Origin of the sequence: Kibdelosporangium philippinense (genome assembly GCF_021390435.2) — a bacterium.
In the GTDB taxonomy this organism is placed as follows: domain Bacteria; phylum Actinomycetota; class Actinomycetes; order Mycobacteriales; family Pseudonocardiaceae; genus Kibdelosporangium; species Kibdelosporangium philippinense.
In genome coordinates, this window is record NZ_JAJVCN010000002.1 from 550,877 (window position 1) to 565,986 (window position 15,110).

Sequence of the window (15,110 nt, forward strand, 5' to 3'; positions counted from 1 at the left end):
CTCTCCTCCGGTGCGACCTTGGCCGGTCGATGTCATGAACTTGTCACGGGCGCGTTGTAACTCAGCCGTGCGTTGGGAAACCGAGGTCGATGCCGGATTGGCGTGGCCAGCGGGACGTCACGGCCTTGGCGCGCGTGTAGAACTTCACGCCTTCGGCGCCATGCACGTGCGTGTCGCCGAACAAGGAGTCCTTCCAGCCGCCGAAGGAGTAGTAAGCCATCGGCACCGGGATGGGCACGTTGATCCCGATCATCCCGACGTGCACCCGGCGCTGGTACTCCCGGGCGGCCAAGCCGTCGCCGGTGTAAATGGCGGTGCCGTTGCCGTAAGGGTTGGCGTTGACCAGTTCCACGGCGGCATCGAAGGTAGGCACGCGCACGACGCACAAAACCGGACCGAAGATCTCATCCCGGTAGATGGACATCTCCGGCGTGACGTTGTCGAACAGCGTTGGCGCCAGCCAGAAGCCATCCTCGAAGCCAGCGGGAGCGTGGCCACGGCCGTCCACGACAAGGGAAGCACCCTCGGCAACACCAGCGTCCACATAGGAAGCAACCCGGTCCCGATGTACGCCGGTCACCAAAGGACCCATCTGGGAAGCAGGGTCCGTACCTGGCCCAGTCACCAAGGAACCGGTACGCGAAGCGATCGCGGAAACCAAGGAATCGGCGATGTCCCCGACGGCCACGACGACCGAGATGGCCATACAACGCTCGCCCGCGCTGCCGTATCCAGCGGAAACCGCAGCATCGGCGGCAACGTCCACATCGGCGTCAGGCAGTACGACCATGTGGTTTTTGGCCCCACCCAAAGCCTGGACACGCTTTCCCTGCGCGGTTCCGCGGGAATACACGTGCTTGGCAATCGGAGTCGAACCCACGAACGAAACCCCAGCAACATCAGGGTGATCCAGCAGGGCGTTCACCGCGGACGCGTCACCCTGCAGCACGTTCAACACACCATCGGGCAGCCCGGCCTCGGTGAACAACTCGGCCAACCGGACCGCGGTCGACGGATCACGCTCGGAGGGCTTCAGCACAAAGGCATTCCCGGCCGCGATCGCCAACGGGAACATCCACATTGGAACCATCGCGGGGAAGTTGAACGGCGTGATCCCGGCGACCACGCCCAACGGCTCACGAACCGAGTAAGCGTCAACCCCACGGGAAACCTGCTCGGAGTGCTCGCCCTTCAACAGATGCGGGATGCCACAAGCGAACTCGACGACCTCAAGCCCACGCTGCACCTCGCCCGCCGCGTCCGACAGGACCTTGCCGTGTTCGGCGGTGATCAGCGCCGCGAGTTCGTCCCGGTGGGAATGGACCAGCTCGCGGAAGGCGAACATGATCCGGCTGCGCGTCGACAACGACGAATCCGCCCAGTCACGGGCGGCCTTCACCGAAGACGCCACCGCGAGGTCTACATCGGACTGTGATGCCATGGCCACCTTGCGCGCCAGCGCGCCGGTCGACGGCTCGAACACGTCGCCCGAAGAACCGGATGTTCCCGTGGTCCTGGCGCCGTCGATGTAATGCGGGACAACCGAAGTCATTTCAGCTCCTGGCTTGGGTGGTCGAGCGAACTACGAGTGAGGGGTGCAACAGCTTCTTCACCGGCTCGGTCCGCTCGCCGCGGACCCGTTGCACCAGCGCCTCGCCCGCGAGCCTGCCGATCTCGTGGCGTGGCTGGTCGATCGTGGTCAGTGAGACGTGCCGAAGGCCGGCCAGCGACGTGTTGTCGTATCCGACGACCGACATGTCCTGTGGGACACGCAGTCCGGCTTCTTCCAGTGCGGAGATCGCGCCGACCGCGTTGAAGTCGTTCGCGGCGACCAACGCCGTCGGCAACCCGCCTTGTTCAATCAGTTGACGGACCGCCTTCGCGCCGGCGATGTCCGTGTACTCGCTGGGGATCACGCGTGGTGTCAGGCCGTGGCGCTGCATGGCGGCGATGTAGCCGCGGCGACGCTGCGGCGCCTGCGATCCGACGCCGCCGTCGAGGTGGGCGATCTCGGTGTGGCCCAACGAAACCAGATGGTCCACGGCCAGGCCCGAACCAACCTCGCCGTCGTCATTCACTGTGTCTAAAGTCGACAGTCGAGATGACCGTGCGACCAATACAGTGGGCGCCTGCGCGGCTGCTTCGGCCAGCGTGTTCGGGGGAACGACCGGGCCGAGCAGGGCGAGTCCCGCGGGACGGAAGGCCAGGAGGCCGTTCACGGCACGCTTCTCACGCGACGGGCTGCGGCCGCCGGTGTTGATGATCAGCTCGAAGCCCTCGGCCTGCGCCACCTCGTCGATACCGTCGACGACCTCGGCGAAGAAGGCGTTGTGCAGGTCGGACACCATCACACCGAGCACGGTCGACGTGCGGCTGGCCAACGAGCGGGCCATCGCGTGCGGTGAGTAACCGAGTTGCTCGGCTGCGTCGAGCACGGCTTTGCGGCGCTGCTCGCTGACTTTGGGCGAGCCGTTCATGACCAGCGAAACCAGCGCGCGGGACACGCCGGCGACACGGGCCACGTCCTCCATGGTCGGCCGGGTCAACTCCAACCCTCCGGGCGTAACGAGCGGGCAACGCGCCCTTGACATGACCTGACACACGTTACAGCATTAGAGCGCTCCAACAAATAGAGCGCTCTAACGAAGACTGGCCTTGACCTGCGGATCCATTGGAGAAGCATGCGTATCGGAGTAGCCGGTGTCGGCCGGATCGGCACGATGCACGCCGGCAACCTGGCCTCGCTCGACGCGGTCGACGAGGTCGTGCTGTTCGACCCGATCCCCGGCCGCGCGGCCGAGGTGGCCGCCCAAATCGGCGCGAAAGCCGTCGATGACCTGGACGCGCTGCTGAAAACCAGCGACGGCGTGCTGATCGCGACTCCGACGACGACCCACCCCGAGACCATCCGCCGCGCGCTGGCCGCCAACGTGCCCGCGCTGTGCGAGAAGCCGATCGCGAGCGACTACGACGAGATGGTCGCGCTGGTCGAGGACATCGAAGCTTCGGGCGTCGAGGTGCTCGTCGGGTTCCAGCGCCGCTTCGACCCGGCCATCGCCGAGCTCCACCGGCGGATCCGTGCGGGCGAGGTCGGCAAGCTCTACCTGGTCAGGGCCACCGGCAACGACGCGGAGCCGCCCGACTTCGGCTACCTGCCCGCGTCCGGCGGGATCTTCCGTGACCTGCTGATCCACGACCTCGACGCGGTGCCGTGGCTGGTCGGCGAGCCGGTCGTCGAGGTCTACGCCTCCGGATCCGTGCTGGTGGACCAAGCCTTCGCGGAGGCCGACGACGTGGACAACGCCGTGGTCACGCTGAAGTTCGCCGGTGGCGCGCACGCCGTGCTCGTCGGCGGCAGGCATGACCCGCTTGGCTACGACCACCGCATCGAAGTGTTGGGCAGCAAGGACTCCCTGGCGGTCGGGGTGGACTCGCGGACCCCGCTGACCTCGCTCGAGCCCGATGGGCCGAAGGTCGGCCCGGACGCGTATCCCGGCTTCGCAGAACGCTTTCACCGCGCGTACCTCAACGAAATGGCGGTATTCGTGGACGTCGTCGCGGGCAAGACCCAGAACCCGTCGCCCGCAAGGGACAGCCTGACGAGCCTGCGCCTCGCGCTGGCCTGTGACAAGTCGCGTCGGTCCGGAACCGTGGAGGTGGTCGCGTGAAGCTCGCTGGAGCGCCGATCTCTTGGGGCGTCTGCGAAGTCCCTGGCTGGGGCACTGTGCTCGACCCCGACACGGTGCTTGGCGAGATGGCCGAACTCGGCCTGACCGCGACCGAACTCGGCCCGCCGGACTACCTGCCGACCGAGCCGACCAAACTCTGCGCGCTGCTCGGCACCTACAACCTGACCGTGGTCGGCGGCTTCCTCGCGGTGCCACTGCATGACGAGTCAAGCATCGCCGAAGCCGAGCGCACCGTGAAGGTACTGGCCGCTGCCAGCGCGGACGTGGTCGTCCTCGCCGCCGCGACGGGCATTGACGGTTACGACGAACGCCCGGCGCTGACCGACGAGCAGTGGAACACGCTGATCAGCACTGCGGCGAAGATCCGTGACATCGCAGCCTCACATGGCCTGCGGACCGTGCTGCACCCGCACGTTGGCACGCACGTGGAGACCGAGGCCGAGGTCGAACGGTTCATCAAGGACTCCGACCTGCAACTGTGTTTTGACACCGGGCACCTGATGATCGGCGGTACCGACCCAGTCGCGCTCGCCGAGCGCTACCCGTCCCGGATCGGGCACATGCATCTCAAAGACGTCCGGGCGCAACTCGCGGACAAGGTCCGCGCGGGCGAGCTCGGCTACGCCGAAGCGGTCGGGCAAGGCATGTACGTGCCGCTCGGTCAGGGGGATGTGGACATCGAAGCGGTCGTTCGCTTTGTCCACCAGGCGGGTTACGACGGCTGGTACGTCCTTGAACAGGACACCGCTCTCAGCGAGCAGAGTCCTGTCGACACACCCAAGATGGACACGGCTAGCAGCCTGCGATACCTCAACCAGATAATCGGCGGCCTTGAGTAGAAGGTTCCGCCCAGCGAGGAGAGACGATGACGTCCGATCGCTTCGTGAAGTTCAAGTTCGCGGCTATCGCGGCCGCCGGAGCGTTGGTATTGGCCGCGTGCAGCGGTCCGCAAGGTGACCAACCCAGCAACGCCGGTGGTGGCACCGCCCCGACTCCAGGTGGCGGCAGCGGCGGAAGCCTGCGGGTCGCCGTCGTCACGCACGGCAGCGCCGGTGACGCCTTCTGGAACGTGGTGAAAAACGGCGCCGAAGCCGCAGGCAGGCAACTCGGCGCGCAGGTGGACTACAAGTCCGACGGAGACCCGGGCGCGCAAGCCAAGCTGATCGACAACGCGATCGCGCAGAAGGTCGACGGCCTGGTGGTCTCGATGGCCAACCCGGACGCGTTGCGTACCTCGATCGAGAACGCGGTGAAGGCCGGAATCCCGGTCATCACGATCAACTCAGGCGAAACGCAGAGCGCGTCCTTCGGCGCGCTCACGCACGTCGGCCAGAGCGAAACCATCGCCGGTGAGGGCGCGGGCACGCGTCTGAAGGCGGCGGGCAAGACCAAGATGCTGTGCGTGATCCACGAAGCCGGAAACATCGGCCAGAACCAGCGTTGTGACGGCGCCAAGAGCACCTTCGGCAACGTGACCACGCTGCAGGTGGACATCAACAACCCGACCGATGCCCAGTCCAGGATCAAAGGCGCGGTGCAGGCCGACCCGTCGGTCGACGCCGTACTGGCGCTGAACTCGCAGGTCGCGGCCGGTGCCGTGACCGCGATCAAGGGCGCGGGCTCGAAGGCGCAGGTAGCGACGTTCGACCTGAACACCGACGTGGTCAACGCGATCAAGTTTGGCGACATCCTGTTCGCGGTCGACCAGCAGCAGTACGAGCAGGGCTACCTGCCGATCGTGTTCCTCAAGCTGTACAAGGAAAACGCGAACACTGTCGGCGGCGGCCGCCCGGTGCTGACCGGCCCCGGCTTCGTCGACAAGTCCAACGTGGACACGATCGCGCCCTTCGCGGAGAAGGGAACCAGGTGACAGCATCACATCCACGCCAGAACATTCCCCGTGGCCAGCACATCCCGCAGGGTGCTGGCACCATCCCCCACCAGGACATCCCCCACCACTCCCCGGGGGGACTGCCCTGCTCCATTCTATCGGGGGTTGGGGCTGGTCAGAGGGGTTACTCGCGGGTTGTGGACAACTGGTTTTGCGAGTGGACCGTTGGTTCGGTGACAGGATGAGTGTCGCGGTGCAGGCAACTCCCGATGAGCGTTTGGTCAAGCCGAATCTCTGGGACCGCCTTGTGGTTCGGCCGGAGATCGGTGCGCTGCTCGGGGCGTTGCTCGTCTTCATCTTCTTCTCGGTCGTCGCCGGTCAGTTCCTCAGCCCGCTCGGGGTGGCGAACTGGCTGGACGACGCGTCAACGCTGGGAATCATGGCGGTCGCGGTCGCGATGCTGATGATCGGCGGCGAGTTCGACCTCTCCGCTGGCGTGATGACGGCGTCGACCGCGCTGGTCACCGCGATCTTCGCGACGCAGCTCGGGCTGAACGTGTGGTTCGCGCTCATCCTGTCGCTGATCTTCGCCCTGGCTGTTGGGGCGATCAACGGCTGGCTGGTGATGCGGACCGGACTGCCGAGCTTCATTGTGACCCTCGGTACTTTCCTTGCCCTGCAAGGATTGAACCTTGGTGTCACGCGGCTCATCACCGGAACCGTGCAGGTTTCCGGAATGCGGTCGACCGATGGTTACGAGTCCGCGGGAATGCTGTTCGCCTCGACCATCAACATCGGTGGCACGGACTTCCAGGTTTCGATCCTCTGGTGGATCCTGTTCGCCGTGATCGCCGCGTGGGTTCTGGTTCGCACCCGGTTCGGCAACTGGACGTTCGCGGTCGGTGGCTCGTCGCTCAGCTCGCGGGCGGTCGGTGTTCCGGTGGTGCGCACGAAGATCATGCTGTTCATGACGACCGCGTTCGCCGCGTGGATCGTTGGCTCGATCAACATCCTGCGCAACGCCAGTGTGCAGGCAAACCAGGGCATCGGGCTGGAATTCCAGTACATCATCGCCGCGGTGATCGGCGGCTGCCTGCTGACCGGTGGCTTCGGGTCCGCGGTCGGCGCGGCGATCGGTGCGCTGATCTTCGGCATGGCGCGGCAGGGAATCGTCTACGCACAGTGGAACAGTGACTGGTTCATGCTGTTCCTCGGCATCATGCTGCTGGCCGCGGTGCTGGTGAACAACACCTTCCGGCGGCGCGCGGAAAGGGTGCGGCGATGACATCCCTGATCGAGGTCAACGACATCGGCAAGACCTACGGCAGCGTCATCGCATTGGCCGATGTGTCCACTGTGGTCAATGCCGGTGAGGTCACGTGCGTCCTCGGTGACAACGGCGCCGGGAAGTCAACGCTGATCAAGATTCTGGCCGGAGTGCACCAGTACGACAAAGGCCAGTTGTTGGTCGAGGGCGAGGAAGTTCGGTTCTCCTCGCCGCGTGAGGCGCTCGATCGCGGGATCGCGACGGTGTACCAGGACCTGGCAGTGGTTCCGCTGATGAGTGTGTGGCGGAACTTCTACCTCGGTTCCGAACCCACGGTCGGGTGGGGCCCGTTCCGGCGGCTTGACCGCAAGAAGGGCCGTGACACCACCAAGACCGCGTTGGCCGAGATGGGTATCGACCTGCGTGACGTGGAACAGCCGGTGGGCACGTTGTCCGGCGGTGAACGGCAATGCGTGGCGATCGCGCGTGCTGTCCACTTTGGAGCGAAGGTACTCATTCTCGACGAGCCGACGGCTGCTCTTGGCGTGAAGCAGGCCGGTGTCGTGCTGCGGTACGTCGCCCAAGCCCGTGATCGCGGGCTCGGAGTCGTGCTGATCACGCACAACCCGCACCACGCCTACCCAGTCGGTGACCGGTTCCTGCTGCTCAAGCGCGGCCGGAGCCTTGGGTCGTTCGACAAGGGCGACATCACCATTGAGGAGCTCACCCGGCAGATGGCCGGTGGGGCCGAGCTTGAGGCCTTGGAACACGAACTCAGGGCGGTAGAGAAGTGACACTTGAGGCTCTGACGATTGGCCGGGTCGGGGTGGACCTCTACCCCGAGCAGAGCGGTGTTCCGCTGGCCAAGGTGCAGACCTTCGCCAAGTCGCTCGGCGGCACCGCGACCAACGTCGCGGTCGCCGCCGCGCGGCTCGGCCGCGAGACCGCCGTTCTGACCAAGGTGGGTCCGGACGGGTTCGGCGACTACGTCCGCGATGCGTTGACAGAGTTCGGAGTTTCGCCGGCGTACGTTGGTACGTCGCCGGACTTGCTGACGCCCGTGGTGTTCTGCGCGCTGGACCCGCCCGAGGACCCGCCGCTTTTGTTCTACCGCTTGCCGACCGCGCCCGACCTCACGCTGACCGCCGAGGACGTGCCGTGGGATGTCGTGTCGGAAGTTCCTGTGCTGTGGGTGACCGGGACGGGCGTGAGCACCGAACCGGCGCGCGGCACCCAGCGCAAGATCCTGGAGACGAGGGGCCGTCGGGATCACACCGTGCTGGACATGGACTACCGGCCGATGTTCTGGTCCGATGTGGACGCTGCGCGGGAGCAGATCTCGTGGATGCTCGACCACGTAACGGTCGCGGTCGGCAACCGTACTGAGGCCGAGGTCGCGGTCGGCACGTCCGACCCGGACGAGGCCGCGCGCCGGATCCTCGATCGCGGTGTGTCGCTCGTGATGATCAAGAAAGGTGCCGAGGGTGTGCTGGTCGCGACCTCGGAGGGGTCGTGGACCGTGCCGCCGCATCCGATCAAGGTCGTCTGCGGGCTCGGCGCCGGTGACGCGTTCGGCGGCGCTGTGATCCACGGTCTGCTCGAAGGCTGGGAGCCCGTGGAAATCGCCGAGTACGCCAACGTCGCGGGAGCCATCGTCGCAGGTCGGCTGGCATGTGCCGACGCGATGCCTGCCCAGAACGAGATCGAGGAGCGCCTGTAAAGGTGATCACTGACAAGCAGTGGGCAGACCTACTGCACACGCGTGCGAATAATCCACAGGCTGTGCATAAGCTGTATACAACTCGTGCACGACGTGCATCTCTGTTGACAGACCAAGGCACGATGTTCTTGGTCGCGGCCGACCACACGGCCCGTGGCGCGATGGGTGTGCCTGGCGACCCGAATGCCATGGTCAACCGCCGCTCGCTGCTGGAACGCCTGCTCATCGCCCTGGAGAACCCTGCTGTCGACGGAGTGCTCGGCACCCCGGACATCGTCGAGGAGCTCCTGCTTCTCGGCGCCCTGCAGCACAAGATCGTCATCGGCTCGATGAACCGCGGCGGCCTGGCCGGGGCCGACTGGGAGATCGACGACCGGTTCACCGCGTACACCGCGTCCGCCATCGCTGAGCTGGGCCTTGACGGCGGCAAGATGCTGCTGAGGATCGTCGACAACGACGCCGGGACGGTTCCGACGCTGCAGGCCTGCGCCGACGCGGTCACCGAGCTGGCCTCCCGAAACCTCATGGCGATGGTCGAGCCGCTGCCGTACCGCCGGATCCACGGCAAACTTCAGCTGCTCAAGGACGGCCCATCGCTGGCTCGTGCGACGACTGTGGCGTCCTCGCTTGGCGAGACCTCGGCCTACACCTGGCTGAAGCTCCCCGCCCCCGAAGACCCCGATTTCGTGCTGGACGCCACGACTCTGCCGACCGTCGTGCTTGGCGGGATTCCAGGCCCGAGCGTCGAGGAGGACATCGCGTCGTGGGGCCGCTCGCTGCGCCACCCGGTCGTTCGTGGCCTGGTCGTGGGCCGCGCGCTGCTCTACCCACCGGACGGTGACGTCGCCGGTGCCGTCGAAGCCGCCGCCAAAGTCCTGCATGAAGGAGTGAAGGCATGAGCTTGCACCGTCCACACGGGACTCTCTCGGACGAGCGTGATCCGATCCGGCTGGCCCCGCAGGACGCGGGCTGGACGTACACCGGCCTGCGCGTGCTCACGATTCCGCGTGGTGCCACCAGGACCGTGTCCACGGGCGAGTTCGAAGCCTTCATCCTGCCGCTGGCAGGCAGCCTGACGGTCGAAGTGGACGAATCGAAGTTCGAGCTGCAAGGCCGTGACTCGGTCTTCACCAGGGTCACGGACTTCGCCTACGTACCACGAGATGCCTATATCACTTTGTCGACAAAGGATGGTGCCGAGGTCGCGTTGCCCATGGCCCGCTGCACAAAGCGCCTTGCGCCCAAGTACGGCCCGGCCGAGGACGTCCCGGTCGAGGTGCGCGGTTCGGGCAACGCGACCAGGCAGGTCACGAACTTCGGCGTGCCAGGAGTCTGGGACCACGCGGAGAAACTCAACGCCTGCGAGCTGATCACCCCAGACGGCAACTGGTCCTCGTACCCGCCGCACAAGCACGACGAAGCCAGCGAGTGCGAGGTCGTCAACGAGGAGATCTACTACTTCCGGATCGCCGCCCAAGACGGGATCACCCCGTCCCGCGAAGGCTTCGGCTTCCACAAGACGTACACCGCCGACGGCGCCATCGATGAGGACGTGACCGTCCGCGACGGCGACGTTTTCCTTATCCCCCGCGGATATCACGGTCCCTGCGTGGCCGCGCCGGGCTACCCGATGTACTACCTCAACGTCCTCGCCGGGCCTGCCGACGATCGCTCGATGGCTTTCTGCGACGACCCCGCCCACACCTGGGTGCGGCAGTCATGGGAGAAGCAGGTCGACGACCCGCGCTGCCCGGTGACCTCAGCCGAAGGGAGGGTCCAGTCATGAGGTTGACCACCGCGCAGGCCCTGGTCCGTTGGCTTGTGGCACAACGGACCGAGTTGCTCGACGGCACCGAAGCCCCGCTGTTCCCTGCGGTCTACGCGATCTTCGGGCACGGCAACGTCTTGAGCCTCGGTGCCGCTCTTGAAGAGTTCCGGGACCAGATCCCGGTGTGGCGCGGGCACACTGAGCAAGGCATGGCGCTCGCGGCCGTCGGGTACACGAAAGCCACGCACCGCCGCCAGGTTGGCGTTGCCACGTCGTCGATCGGCCCTGGCGCGCTGAACATGGTGACGGCTGCGGGTGTCGCGAACGCCAACCGGCTGCCATTGCTTTTGCTCCCAGGCGATACGTTCGTCAACCGCGCGCCTGACCCTGTGCTGCAACAGATCGAGCCGTTCAGTGACGCGACCGTGAGCGTGAACGACGCTTTCCGGCCGGTCAGCCGCTACTTCGACCGGATCACAAGGCCCGAGCAGCTGATCGCGACTTTGCCGCAGGTTGCCAGGGTGCTGACCGATCCCGGTGAGTGCGGGCCGGTGACTTTGGCGCTGCCGCAGGATGTTCAGGCTGAGGCGTTCGATTTCCCTTCGTCGCTGTTCGAGCCGGTCGTGCATCACGTGCTGCGCCCGCGTCCGGACCGGCGCTCGCTTGGCCGGGCCGCCGAGGTGATCCGGGCGTCGCAGAAGCCGTTGCTCGTGCTGGGTGGTGGCGTCCGATATTCGGGCGCCGCGCAGACCGCGATCGAGTTCGCCGAGCGGCACAACGTGCCCATCGCCGAGACCACCGCGGGCCGCACGCTCGTGCCGCATACGCACCCGCTGCACGCGGGGCCGCTGGGCATCACTGGATCGGCGTCAGCCAACGCACTGGCGGCCGAAGCGGACGTGGTGATCGCCGTCGGAACCCGCCTGCAGGACTTCACGACGGCCTCGTGGTCCGTTTTTTCGCCTGATGTCAAGCTTGTAACGATTAACGCCGCCCGCTTCGACGCGGTCAAACACGGGGCCGTCGCAGTGGTCGCCGATGCCAGGGAAGGCCTCGAAGAACTCCCGCTGGTCGACTGGAACGCGCCCCAATCGTGGTCCGCGCGCGCCTCGTCCGAGCTGGCGAAGTGGGACGCGCACATCACCGAACTGCGGTCAGCCGGTGGCCCGTTGCCGACGTATGCCGAGGTCGTCGGGGTCGTGAACGACATTTCCGGCCCAGACGACTACGTGATGACCGCGTCCGGCGGCCTGCCCGGCGAGCTGATCGGCGGCTGGCGGGCGACCGGTGAGTCGACAATGGACGTCGAATATGGCTTCTCGTGCATGGGTTACGAGATCGCCGGAGCGTGGGGCGCGGCAACGGCCCACACGCAGGGCATCGTCACGACACTGCTTGGCGACGGCTCGTACCTGATGCTCAACTCGGAGCTGTTCTCGGCGGCCTTCGCAGGCCACGGCTTCGTCGCGGTGGTGTGCGACAACGACGGATATGCCGTCATTGACCGCCTCCAGCGCGGCCAAGGTGGTGCCGGATTCAACAACATGTACTCCGACGTCCGCAGCCGTCTGCCTGAACCACCACGCGTGGACTTCGCGACCCACGCGGCCGGACTCGGATGTGCGGTCCTCGTGGCGGATTCCGTCGCAGATCTTCGCGCGGCCTATACGAAGGCTCGCGAACACGCGCAGTCCGGCGTGCCCGCGGTTGTTGTGATCAAGACCCATCCGAGTTCCTGGACCGAAGCCGGAGCCTGGTGGGAAGTGGGCGTTCCGCAGGTCTCCCATCGCCCGGAAATCGCGGCAGCAAGGGAAGAGCTGGATTCGGCGAAAACCCACCAGCTGAGGTACCTGAAATAGTTAGCTGAGTGTGCGGAAAGCCGACACCGCGGCCTTGAGCTGTGGGTCGGCTTCCGCCTTTTCCAGTGCTTGCTCAAGCGTTTGCTGATACGTGGGTTCGGCATCCTCGAAGGATTTTCGGCCGGTCTCGGTGAGCATTGTGTAAATGCCCCTGCGGTCGTCCTCGCAGATATCCCGTTCGCTGAGGCCCGCGGATTCCAGCCGTGCGACCAGGCGGCTGACCGAGCTCTGGTTGAGCTCGAGGGCCTCGGCGAGTTCCTGGATGCGCAGCGAGTTGTTCTTTCCAGTGGCCCTCGAGAGATGATCGAGCGCCCGGTATTCGGACAGCCCGAGGCCGTGTCGGCGCTGCAGGGCTTTGCCCAACTCACCCTCGATCCGGGCATGCAGGGCGACAAGTCGGCCCCAGGCCTCTTCACGGCTCATGCGGCCTCCCTCCTTGACGTCAGCTTACATGCAGTGACAGTATCTGCATGTACATGCATCTAAATCCCAACCGTGATCAGGGGGCATGACAGTGCGCAAGTACCTGTTCGTTCTTGGCAGCTCTCGACCTGAGGGCAATACCGAGTCCCTCGCCCGCAAGGCCGCCGAGTACCTGCCTGAGGGCACCGAACAGCGCTGGCTGTGGCTTGAGGACATCCCGCTCGAGCCGTTCCGCGACACCCGCGGCGTGGACAAGACCCATCCCACGCCGACCGGCAACGAGCAGCGCCTGCTCGACTTCACGCTCGAGGCGACCGATGTCGTCATCGCGTCTCCGCTGTACTGGTACAGCGTGTCGGCGACGACCAAGCGCTACCTCGACTACTGGAGCGGCTGGCTGCACCTGCCGGATGTCGCGTTCAAGGCGCGCATGCGCGAGAAGACGCTGTGGGGTATCTCGACCGCCGAGGAGTACGACAAGTCCGACTCACTGGTCGGCTCGCTGTTCAAGACGGCCGAGTACCTGGGTATGGGGTGGGGTGGCGTGTTGCTTGGCCACGGTCACCATCCAGGTGAGGTGCTGAATGACGCTCTCGCCATGAAAGCCGCGAAGAGCTTCTTCCAGAGTGCTTACGTCACCGCGTAAGAGGATCTCCGGCATACAGACACCAGGGCAGGCCACAACAGCTAGCCCTGGTGTCTGTATGCCGAGATTCAGCGACGGTAGTCGTCGTAACCGTCGTCGTAGTCGTCGCTACGGTCCTCTTCTTGGTGGTCATCGGACTGGCCCGACAGCTCTCGCTGGAGAGCGTCGAAGTCCGTGTTCCGAGTGCTGTACTTGAGCTCTCGGGCCACCTTCGTCTGCTTGGCCTTCGCCCGGCCGCGCCCCATGGCTCGACCCCCTCGCACAGGGATGGGGCGGCCGGGGGAAACGGCGGCCCCACTCGTCTCGACAACTGATTCCTGACAACTACCGTACCGTGCCGATGGGGTCCGACGCGACGCGGCACCGTGTGCCGGTGATGACAGATCTGCCTCGATCGGCCGATCGCCCGGTTCCGGGTGACCCATGACAGCATGAAGTAGTGCCTCGTCCGTTCGTCGCCTACCTTCGGGTGTACGAACCGTTGTCGGCTTTTGACACTGAGTTGTCAAATCGACTACGGAACGTAGTAGAAACCGGTCCATTGTCGCGTTCGGTCGTGGGTGAGCGCGAGCGGGAAATGTGGTTCAGGTCACAACTTTCTGTCCCGGTCCGATTGCTCCCGGGCGAGTCGGCCGATGGCAGTCCGTCCCCGCGCACCCTCAAGGACGTCCTCGTTCTCGACCCTCGGGATGTTCCCGGCGCTGATCCGGAGATCGGCCCACTGGTGTGCCCATTGGACGTGATGCCCCGTTCGGCCGCTGCTCTTGTCGGGTTTCTCGCCACCGCGCATCCCGCATTGCGGGACGCGGCGATCACGGCCTCACTGGACACCGTGCGGGCCCGGGCGGCCTCGGTGCTGTCCGAGCAGCCCTCAGGCGCCGTGCACGCCGTGTCGACGACGTGGACCGTCCCGCTGCCGTGGTTTGTCATGTTCGAGCCCGAGCGGCGGCGGTTGCGGCTGGAAACCCGGATGTCACCCGACCGGGAGAGCTCGTGGCGCGCGACGATGGCCGACGCGCAAGCGAGGGTCGCCCGCGCGTACGAGTTGGCGGCGAGCACCTTTGGTGAGCGTGGTCCGGCGAAGGTTCTTGAGGACACGGCCGGCTGGCTCGAGCACTTTGACGGTAATTCTGCCGTCGAGCTCGACTACGGCGGTCTGGTACAGCTACTTGACGACAAGCAACTGCAGAGTGACTCGTCGTGTGAGGACGTCAACGCGATCGTGGACGCGCTTGAATCTGGCGATGCGGAAACCGTCGCCGAACGGTTCGAACAGCTCCGCGAGTTCTGGGGTGAACTCGCCATCCGGGAGCGGTTCAGCTAGTCGAGGCCCTGCTGCTCGTCGCGCTCACGCTCGGCGGCGAGCAGTTCGTCGACCGACGCCTTGCCCTCCCGGTAGCGCTTGGCGATCTCGGCGTTGAGCAGGTCCATCACCACCTGGACCTGACGGCGTCGCTGCGAGACCGATGCCTCTTCCTTGGCATACGTCTGCAGCGCCAGTTCGAGCCGCTCGTCGGGCAGTGAGCTCACGTCGGACAGGTCCGCGTCGGAGACCAGCGCCTCCACGTGCCTGCGGTGCGCCTCGGCCCGTGACGGCTCAAGGGTCTGGTAGCGCCCCATACCCATCGCCGGTCCGACAGCGTTGTCGGCCAGGATCGTCGCCAGTTGTTCGACGACCGAGGCTGACCCGCCCTCGGTCCGCCGCTTCTGTTCGGCCCGCACGATGTCGATCCGACCGTGCAACAGCCTGCGCAGATAGGACAGGTCCGTCTCTTCCTGCGCGGCATCGTCCCGCCGTGCCCGGACCTCGGCCAAGCCGAGCCGGTCAAGGCCCTCGATGTAGTCCGGGTCGAGCACACGGTCGATGCGTCGGCGCCCACCAGGTCGGACTTCGATCACGGGATCAT

General features: G+C 65.8%; 16 protein-coding genes. 11 read left to right on the forward strand and 5 right to left on the reverse strand.

The annotated features are described in order from the left end of the window. Positions 1–61: 61 nt before the first annotated feature. Both LWC34_RS21450 and LWC34_RS21455 read right to left on the reverse strand, forming a co-directional pair. A complete protein-coding gene (locus tag LWC34_RS21450; protein WP_233726965.1) occupies positions 62–1,552 on the reverse strand; it encodes a CoA-acylating methylmalonate-semialdehyde dehydrogenase in 1,491 nt (496 codons plus the stop codon). Between the two features lies 1 nt (position 1,553). Further along, positions 1,554–2,546 (reverse strand): LacI family DNA-binding transcriptional regulator, encoded by a 993-nt coding sequence (locus LWC34_RS21455; RefSeq protein ID WP_233728802.1) that lies wholly within the window; start codon positions 2,544–2,546, stop codon positions 1,554–1,556. Between the two features lie 135 nt (positions 2,547–2,681). Here LWC34_RS21455 and LWC34_RS21460 point away from each other — a divergent pair, with 135 nt between their 5' ends. From LWC34_RS21460 to iolD, 9 genes are all read left to right on the forward strand, one after another. Beyond that, complete coding sequence (locus LWC34_RS21460) at positions 2,682–3,668, forward strand: Gfo/Idh/MocA family protein (RefSeq protein WP_233726966.1); 987 nt, start codon at positions 2,682–2,684, stop codon at positions 3,666–3,668. Next, entirely contained in the window at positions 3,665–4,528 is an 864-nt protein-coding gene (locus tag LWC34_RS21465) for a TIM barrel protein (protein WP_233726967.1), read from the forward strand. The genes LWC34_RS21460 and LWC34_RS21465 overlap by 4 nt, the downstream gene beginning before the upstream one ends. 26 nt (positions 4,529–4,554) lie before the next feature. Next, entirely contained in the window at positions 4,555–5,559 is a 1,005-nt protein-coding gene (locus LWC34_RS21470; RefSeq protein WP_233726968.1) for a sugar ABC transporter substrate-binding protein, read from the forward strand. A gap of 202 nt (positions 5,560–5,761) precedes the next feature. After that, positions 5,762–6,805, forward strand: coding sequence for an ABC transporter permease (locus LWC34_RS21475; RefSeq protein WP_233726969.1), 1,044 nt, complete (start codon positions 5,762–5,764; stop codon positions 6,803–6,805). Then, the gene (locus LWC34_RS21480; RefSeq protein ID WP_233726970.1) at positions 6,802–7,581 is read left to right on the forward strand and encodes an ATP-binding cassette domain-containing protein; all 780 of its coding nucleotides are present in this window, start codon (positions 6,802–6,804) and stop codon (positions 7,579–7,581) included. The genes LWC34_RS21475 and LWC34_RS21480 overlap by 4 nt, the downstream gene beginning before the upstream one ends. Next, the gene (iolC, locus tag LWC34_RS21485; protein ID WP_233726971.1) at positions 7,578–8,507 is read left to right on the forward strand and encodes a 5-dehydro-2-deoxygluconokinase; all 930 of its coding nucleotides are present in this window, start codon (positions 7,578–7,580) and stop codon (positions 8,505–8,507) included. The genes LWC34_RS21480 and iolC overlap by 4 nt, the downstream gene beginning before the upstream one ends. After that, on the forward strand, positions 8,459–9,406 hold the full coding sequence (locus LWC34_RS21490; protein WP_372496562.1) for a Cgl0159 family (beta/alpha)8-fold protein: 948 nt from the start codon (positions 8,459–8,461) through the stop codon (positions 9,404–9,406). Before iolC ends, LWC34_RS21490 begins: the two co-directional genes overlap by 49 nt. Beyond that, positions 9,403–10,293 carry a 5-deoxy-glucuronate isomerase gene (iolB, locus tag LWC34_RS21495; RefSeq protein WP_233726973.1) on the forward strand — a complete coding sequence of 297 codons (891 nt, stop codon included), beginning with the start codon at positions 9,403–9,405 and terminating at the stop codon, positions 10,291–10,293. The genes LWC34_RS21490 and iolB overlap by 4 nt, the downstream gene beginning before the upstream one ends. After that, a complete protein-coding gene (gene iolD / locus LWC34_RS21500; RefSeq protein ID WP_233726974.1) occupies positions 10,290–12,134 on the forward strand; it encodes a 3D-(3,5/4)-trihydroxycyclohexane-1,2-dione acylhydrolase (decyclizing) in 1,845 nt (614 codons plus the stop codon). Before iolB ends, iolD begins: the two co-directional genes overlap by 4 nt. Here iolD and LWC34_RS21505 read toward each other — a convergent pair whose 3' ends face one another. Continuing rightward, a complete protein-coding gene (locus LWC34_RS21505) occupies positions 12,135–12,557 on the reverse strand; it encodes a MarR family winged helix-turn-helix transcriptional regulator (RefSeq protein WP_233726975.1) in 423 nt (140 codons plus the stop codon). 85 nt (positions 12,558–12,642) lie between these two features. On the opposite strand from LWC34_RS21505, the gene LWC34_RS21510 reads away from it, so the two are divergent. Then, entirely contained in the window at positions 12,643–13,203 is a 561-nt protein-coding gene (locus tag LWC34_RS21510; RefSeq protein WP_233726976.1) for a flavodoxin family protein, read from the forward strand. Between the two features lie 68 nt (positions 13,204–13,271). Here the strand turns inward: LWC34_RS21510 and LWC34_RS21515 are convergent, their stop codons facing one another. Continuing rightward, positions 13,272–13,448, reverse strand: a complete 177-nt coding sequence (locus LWC34_RS21515) for a DUF3073 domain-containing protein (protein WP_233726977.1) — start codon at positions 13,446–13,448, stop codon at positions 13,272–13,274. A 194-nt stretch (positions 13,449–13,642) separates the two neighbouring features. On the opposite strand from LWC34_RS21515, the gene LWC34_RS21520 reads away from it, so the two are divergent. Continuing rightward, positions 13,643–14,527: a DUF8083 family protein gene (locus tag LWC34_RS21520; RefSeq protein ID WP_233726978.1), complete on the forward strand. Its 885-nt coding sequence runs from the start codon at positions 13,643–13,645 to the stop codon at positions 14,525–14,527. On the opposite strand, the gene LWC34_RS21525 is transcribed toward LWC34_RS21520, so the two are convergent. Then, positions 14,524–15,102: an RsiG family protein gene (locus tag LWC34_RS21525; RefSeq protein ID WP_233726979.1), complete on the reverse strand. Its 579-nt coding sequence runs from the start codon at positions 15,100–15,102 to the stop codon at positions 14,524–14,526. The two genes, LWC34_RS21520 and LWC34_RS21525, sit on opposite strands and share 4 nt — an antisense overlap. Positions 15,103–15,110: the final 8 nt, after the last annotated feature.